Below are 6,572 nucleotides of genomic sequence, written 5' to 3' on the forward strand. Positions count from 1 at the left end.
CCGGCTACCCGTCGTCGCCTTGGTAGGCCATTACCCCACCAACTAGCTGATAGGCCGCGGGCTCATCCTTCACCGCCGGAGCTTTCAACCCTCTCCCAGGAGGAAGAGAGTGTTATCCGGTATTAGACCCCGTTTCCAGGGCTTGTCCCAGAGTGAAGGGCAGATTGCCCACGTGTTACTCACCCGTTCGCCACTAATCCACCCCGAAGGGCTTCATCGTTCGACTTGCATGTGTTAAGCACGCCGCCAGCGTTCGTCCTGAGCCAGGATCAAACTCTCCGTGAATGTTTTCCCGTAATCGGGAGACACATCACGAGAGCGGAACAACAAGGTCGGAATATGACCCGTTGTCCACTGCGTCCTCGCTGTGTTGTGCCTACCCGGACCCGGAGGACCGTGCAGGACTTTCAAAGGAACCTCCAACCTGCCGAAGCAGGCCGGGGTATCAACATATCTGGCGTTGACTTTTGGCACGCTGTTGAGTTCTCAAGGAACGGACGCTTCCTTTGTACTCACCCGCAGAACATTTTCTGGGGCTTTCCTCCGGGCGCTTCCCTTCGGTCTTGCGTTTCCGACTCTATCAGACTCTTTCGTGTCCGATTCCCGGTCGAAGCGGGTCAAGCAGTTTTCGCTTTCCAGTTCTTCGCTTTCGCGTTTCCCTTTCCGGCGAGTCCGACACTATCAAACCTTTCCGGCCCCCCTGACCGGCCCCCCGCAGACATGCGGGTGCCCGATTTCGGGTTAGGGTTTGGGCTCAATAGCCGCCGCCGACCCCCGACTCAAAGTCGCGTTGGGGCCAGGCAGGAGTACGACAGTACAGGCTGCCGGGAGTCGAGGCAAATCGTTTCCGGTGCGCCCCTAGGTCCTCGAACCGCCAGGACTCGGGCGGAACCGGGACTTCTTATGACTTACTCTGCTGAGCAGTACGCCGTCCTCCTTTCAAGCCGTGGCGGCACCTTCGAAGCTCCACTGGGAGGCCCCCCCATGACCAACGTGACGTCCCCTCTTGCCGGACGTGCCATTGGGCTCGCTGCCGTACCGGACCCCGTCTTCTCCGGCGCGATGGTCGGTCCGGGCACCGCCATCGACCCCGTCCGCGAGCCCTCCGAGGCGGTCGCGCCCGTCGACGGCATCGTCGTCTCCCTCCACCCGCACGCCTTCGTGGTGGTCGACAGTGAGGGGCACGGTGTACTCACCCACCTGGGCATCGACACGGTCCAGCTCAACGGCGAGGGCTTCGAGCTGCTCGTGAGCAAGGGCGACACCGTCACCCGCGGCCAGGGCGTCGTCCGGTGGAACCCCGCCGAGGTCGAGAAGGCCGGCAAGTCGCCGATCTGCCCGATCGTGGCCCTGGAAGCGACCGCCGACTCCCTCTCCGCCGTGGCCGAGAGTGGCGACGTGGCGGTCGGGGACTCCCTGTTCGGCTGGCAGTAACGCGATCGGCGCAGTGACAGCCGACTGGATATCCACCACCGCGGAGGCAACGGCTTCCGCACGACCGGAGACGGGTGAAATGGAGACAACGCTGCGAGGCGTAGGCGTGAGCCACGGTGTGGCGATCGGCGAGGTACGGCACATGGGCACCGCGGTGCTCGAACCGCCGGCCAAGCAGATCCCGGCCGACGAGGCCGAGCGCGAGCAGGGGCGGGCCCGGCAGGCCGTCGAGGCCGTGGCCGCCGACCTCATCGCGCGCGGCAACCTGGCCGGCGGCGAGGCCCAGCACGTGCTGGAGGCCCAGGCCATGATGGCCCAGGACCCCGAGCTCATGGCCGATGTCGAACGCCGCATCGCGGTCGGCAGCACCGCCGAGCGCGGTGTGTACGACGCGTTCGCCTCGTACCGGGCGCTCCTCGCGGGAGCCGGCGAGTACCTGGCGGGACGGGTCGCCGACCTCGACGACGTCCGCAACCGCATCGTGGCGCGACTGCTCGGTGTGCCGATGCCCGGTGTGCCGGACAGCGACGAGCCGTACGTCCTGATCGCCCGGGACCTCGCTCCCGCCGACACGGCGCTGCTGGACCCCGCGCTGGTCCTCGGCTTCGTCACCGAGGAGGGCGGGCCGACCAGCCACAGCGCCATCCTGGCCCGGGCGCTCGGCGTCCCCGCCGTGGTGGCCCTGCCCGGGGCCGGTGAGCTGGCCGAGGGCACGCTCATCGCCGTGGACGGCAGCACCGGCGAGATCTTCGTCGACCCGAGCGCCGAGAAGCGGGCGGAGCTGGAGAGCGCCGCCGCCGCGCGCAAGGCCGCGCTGACCGCGGCGACCGGGCCCGGCGCCACCTCGGACGGCCACAAGGTGCCGCTGCTCGCCAACGTCGGCGGTCCCGGTGACGTGCCGGCGGCCGTGGAGGCGGGTGCGGAGGGCGTCGGCCTGTTCCGTACGGAGTTCCTCTTCCTGGACGACAGCAAGCAGGCGCCGTCCGAGGAGAAGCAGGTCGCCGCGTACCGCGCGGTTCTCGAGGCGTTCCCCGAGGGGCGTGTCGTGGTGCGTGTGCTGGACGCGGGCGCGGACAAGCCGCTCGACTTCCTGACCCCGGCGGACGAACCGAACCCGGCGCTGGGCGTGCGCGGGCTGCGGAGCCTGCTGGACCACCCGGACGTGCTGCGTACCCAGCTGACCGCTCTCTCGAAGGCTGCCGAGGGGCTGCCCGTCTACCTTGAGGTCATGGCGCCCATGGTCGCCGACCGCGCGGACGCCAAGGCCTTCGCCGACGCCTGCCGCGAGGCCGGGCTGAACGCGAAGTTCGGCGCGATGGTCGAGATCCCGTCTGCCGCGCTGCGGGCGCGCTCGGTGCTCCAGGAGGTGGAGTTCCTGTCGCTGGGCACCAACGACCTGGCGCAGTACACCTTCGCCGCCGACCGTCAGGTGGGTGCCGTCTCCCGGCTCCAGGACCCGTGGCAGCCGGCGCTGCTCGATCTGGTCGCGCTGTCCGCCGAGGCGGCGAAGGCCGAGGGCAAGAGCTGTGGTGTCTGTGGTGAGGCGGCCTCCGATCCGCTGCTCGCCTGTGTGCTGACGGGTCTGGGGGTGACGTCCCTGTCGATGGGTGCGGCTTCCATTCCCTATGTCCGCGCCACGCTGGCCAAGCACACGCTGGCCCAGTGCGAGCGGGCCGCGTCGGCGGCGCGTGCGGCGGACTCCGCCGAGGAAGCGCGCCGGGCGGCGCAGGCGGTGCTGTCGGGCGAGTAGTCCGAGACGACGCGAGGTGAAGGGGCTTTCCGCCGGTGACCGGCGGAAAGCCCCTTCGTCGTGTCAGCGGTGCTCCTCCGGTTCGTCGGCGCCGATGTCGAAGCCCGCGCAGTACTCCACACCGGACTCGGGGGCGACGGGCTCGCCCGTGTCCGCGTCGGTGCAGTAGGCGCTGAAGACCTCGCCTGCGGTCAGCGGGTCGAGAGTGCCCCCGCTCAGCCGCCAGCCGTGGACCCGGTCCGGGGCGCCGGGGGTGCTCGTACGCAGGACGACTCCGCCGCGGCTCTCCAGGGCGATGGCTACGGCGAGGACGCTCACGAACTCGGCGCCCTCCGCGGTGTCGAGGAGGACGGACCCCGCCGCGGGCCGGTCGGTGTGCAGGGCGGCGAGGAGCTGGTCGTACTCCGTGGGCGTGCTGCACACCAGGTGGTGGATGCCCGGTCCGGCCGCTTCCAGGGTGCGTTCCAGGAGGTGGGCGGCGCGGTCGAAGGCGGCGCTGCCGATGTCCCGGCCGCAGTCCGCGCAGTCGCCGAGACCGGCCAGGAGCATGGTGGCGTACTCCCAGGTGGCCCGGCGGACCGCGCGGCCGACGAGGACCTGGATCAGGGTGTCCAGGGGCTGTCCCTCGTAGGTGACGGTGGCTCCGCAGGCGGCGATCTCCGCGGTGAAGCGGCTGCGGCCCGCCGGGGTGTCGGGGGCGATGCCGGCCTCCGCGCAGTAGTGCGCGTACTCCTGGGGGTCGAAGAGGGCGACCGTCGTGTGCACGCCCTGCGCGGTGAGGGCCTTGAGCAGGGCCTCCACCTGTTCCAGGTAGACGCCGTGGTCGTCGAAGGCGAAGGTGCGGTAGCGGCGCATCGCCGCGAAGTCCTCCGCGTCGGTCAGCAGGCCGATGGTGGTGGGTGCTTCGCGGCGCAGCGTGCGTCGCATGGTGGTGGTCACGGTCCGTCCGTGGACGGTGGTCCGCTTGTTCCTGGTCTGCGCCATGATGTCCCCCAGTGCGCTGTCGATCGTTGCTCACTCAGCGTAACCAGGGGCACTGACAACGGTGCGGTCAGTGGCGTTCGCGGGCCAGCTTCTCGTAGAAGTGGAGGAGTTCCAGGTTGTCGATCGAGCCGGGGTTGACGGCCTTTTCCAGCGCCGTTCCCTGGAGCAGGCGCTTGACCGGAACCTCGATGCGTTTGCCGGTGAGGGTGTGCGGGATGCCGGGCACCTCGATGACTTCGTCCGGGACGTGGCGGGGCGAGAGGTTCTCTCGGATCGTGCGCTTGATGCTGTCACGGAGGGCGTCGTCCAGGGTGGCGCCTTCGGCGAGGTGGACGAAGAGCGGCATCCAGTAGCCGCCGTCCGGTTCCTCCAGGCCGATGACGAGGGATTCGCGGACCTCGGGGAGGCGTTCGACGGCCTCGTAGATGTCGGCGGAGCCCATGCGGACGCCCTGCCGGTTGAGGGTGGAGTCGGAGCGCCCGTGGATGACGACGGAGCCGCGGTCGGTGAGGGTGATCCAGTCGCCGTGGCGCCAGACGCCGGGGTACACGTCGAAGTAGCTGTCGTGGTAGCGGCTGCCGTCCGGGTCGTTCCAGAAGCGGACCGGCATGGAGGGCATCGGCTCGGTGACGACGAGTTCGCCGACCTCGCCGGTCAGCGGTCGGCCCGCCGGGTCCCAGGACTGGAGGCCGGTGCCGAGGCAGGCGGCCTGGAGCTCGCCGATGTGGACGGGGAGGGTGGGCACCGCCCCCGCGAAGCAGCTGCACACGTCGGTGCCGCCGCTGACGGAGGCGATCCACAGGTCGTCGGCGACCTCGTCGTGGAGCCAGCGGAAGCCGTCGGGCGGGAGCGGGGAGCCGGTGGTGGCGACGCACTGGACGCGGGAGAGGTCGAGGTCGCGTCCGGGGTGGATGCCGGCCTTGCGGCAGGCCATGACGTACGCGGCGGAGGTGCCGAAGAGGGTGGCGCCGGTCTGTTCGGCGACGCGCCACTGGGCGCTGACGTCCGGGTGGCCCGGGCTTCCGTCGTACAGCACGAGGGTGGTGCCGGTGAGGAGGCCGGAGACGAGGAAGTTCCACATCATCCAGCCGGTGGAGGTGTACCAGAAGAAGCGGTCCTCGGGGCCGAGGTCGCAGTGGAGGCCGATCTGCTTGAGGTGTTCGAGCAGGATGCCGCCCTGGGACTGGACGATGGCCTTCGGCAGGCCGGTGGTGCCCGAGGAGTAGAGGACCCAGAGCGGGTGGTCGAAGGGGACCTGCTCGAAGACCGGCTCCGTGTCGGCGGCGGTGAGAGCGGCCCAGTCCAGGGCGCCGTCGGGGGCGTCGGTCCCCAGCAGCGGGATGTGCACCACGGCGCGCAGGGTGGGGAGTTCGCGGCGGAGCTCGGCGACGGTGTCGGCGCGGGGGTGCTCCTTGCCGCCGTAGCGGTAGCCGTCGACGGTGAAGAGGACGACGGGTTCGACCTGCTGGAAGCGGTCGAGGACGCTGCGGGCGCCGAAGTCGGGGGCGCAGGAGGTCCAGATCCCGCCGACGGCCGCGGTGGCGAGGAAGGCGACGACGGCCTGCGGGATGTTGGGGAGGTAGCCGCTGACGCGGTCGCCGGGGGTGACGCCCAGGGCGCGGAGTTCGGCGGCGAGCGAGCCGACCTGGCGGCGGAGCTCGGACCACGAGGTCGGGACCTGGGTGTGGCTCTCGTCCACGTGGAGCAGGGCGGGCGCGTCGGCGCGCAGGGGGTCCTCGGCGGCGCGCAGGGCGTGCTCGGCGTAGTTGAGCGTGGCGCCGGGGAACCAGGTGGCGCCGGGCATCGAGCGGTCGCCGATGACCTGCTCGTACGGGGTGGAGAAGCGCACGTCGAACCACTCGGCGACGGCCTTCCAGAAGGTGTCGAGCTTGTCGACGGACCAGCGGTGCAGACTGGCGTAGCCGCCCTCGGCGGGGGCGCCGTGGTGTTCGGCGGCCCAGTTCTGGAAGCGGGTGACGGCGGCGGCCGCGACGCGCTCGGGGCCGGGCTGCCACAGGGGGGCTTCGTCGGCTGCTGAGGTCATGGGGCGGCTCCCTGGCTGTAGCGGGTACGCGGAGTGTGCGCAGGTCGCGCGCACGTGCGGGGGTGTGCGCGTGAGGCGACGTCACGGACGATGCCATGTGATCGTCTTTCGCACCAGGGCTGCCCGTACATGGTTCCGTGTCCCGGTATGTGCTCCCACCACGTCCGGCGCGGGGTGAACGGAAGTTGAACGGCGCTTGTTCACGGCCGGGCGGGTGGCAGGGTGAGCTGCATGAACGGTCGTGACCTGGTGCGCTCGGTGAAGCTGGTCGGTTCGAAGCGGGGGCTGCGCACGGTGCGCGCGGCCTGGCGCCGGGCGCGTGCGGACGCGCGGGCGCTGCCGGGGCGCGGGGCGGAGCGG

The 6,572-nt window shown here is 70.4% G+C and carries 4 protein-coding genes and 1 rRNA gene; 2 read left to right on the top strand and 3 right to left on the bottom strand.

Features of this window, described 5'->3' with window-relative positions; translation table 11 throughout:
- A 16S ribosomal RNA gene (locus tag G3I41_RS28865) occupies positions 1–285 on the bottom strand; the annotation flags it as partial.
- A 699-nt stretch (positions 286–984) separates the two neighbouring features.
- On the opposite strand from G3I41_RS28865, the gene G3I41_RS28870 reads away from it, so the two are divergent.
- Together G3I41_RS28870 and ptsP are read left to right on the top strand one after the other, a co-directional pair.
- Positions 985–1,434, top strand: coding sequence for a PTS glucose transporter subunit IIA (locus tag G3I41_RS28870; RefSeq protein ID WP_164403329.1), 450 nt, complete (start codon positions 985–987; stop codon positions 1,432–1,434).
- 79 nt (positions 1,435–1,513) lie between these two features.
- Positions 1,514–3,184: a phosphoenolpyruvate--protein phosphotransferase gene (gene ptsP / locus G3I41_RS28875; protein ID WP_164403331.1), complete on the top strand. Its 1,671-nt coding sequence runs from the start codon at positions 1,514–1,516 to the stop codon at positions 3,182–3,184.
- Positions 3,185–3,247: 63 nt separating this feature from the next.
- Here ptsP and G3I41_RS28880 read toward each other — a convergent pair whose 3' ends face one another.
- Both G3I41_RS28880 and G3I41_RS28885 read right to left on the bottom strand, forming a co-directional pair.
- On the bottom strand, positions 3,248–4,168 hold the full coding sequence (locus G3I41_RS28880; protein ID WP_164403333.1) for a hypothetical protein: 921 nt from the start codon (positions 4,166–4,168) through the stop codon (positions 3,248–3,250).
- 67 nt (positions 4,169–4,235) lie between these two features.
- On the bottom strand, positions 4,236–6,212 hold the full coding sequence (locus G3I41_RS28885; RefSeq protein ID WP_164403334.1) for an acetoacetate--CoA ligase: 1,977 nt from the start codon (positions 6,210–6,212) through the stop codon (positions 4,236–4,238).
- Between the last annotated feature and the right edge of the window lie 360 nt (positions 6,213–6,572).

This window comes from Streptomyces sp. SID9727, from assembly GCF_010550605.1.
Lineage (GTDB): Bacteria > Actinomycetota > Actinomycetes > Streptomycetales > Streptomycetaceae > Streptomyces.

Coding starts and splice junctions, on each gene's coding strand:
- G3I41_RS28885 (WP_164403334.1), bottom strand. CDS start 6,212: ATGACCTCAGCAGCCGACGAAGCCCCCCTGTGGCAGCCCGGCCCCGAG.
- G3I41_RS28870 (WP_164403329.1), top strand. CDS start 985: ATGACCAACGTGACGTCCCCTCTTGCCGGACGTGCCATTGGGCTCGCT.
- ptsP (WP_164403331.1), top strand. CDS start 1,514: ATGGAGACAACGCTGCGAGGCGTAGGCGTGAGCCACGGTGTGGCGATC.
- G3I41_RS28880 (WP_164403333.1), bottom strand. CDS start 4,168: ATGGCGCAGACCAGGAACAAGCGGACCACCGTCCACGGACGGACCGTG.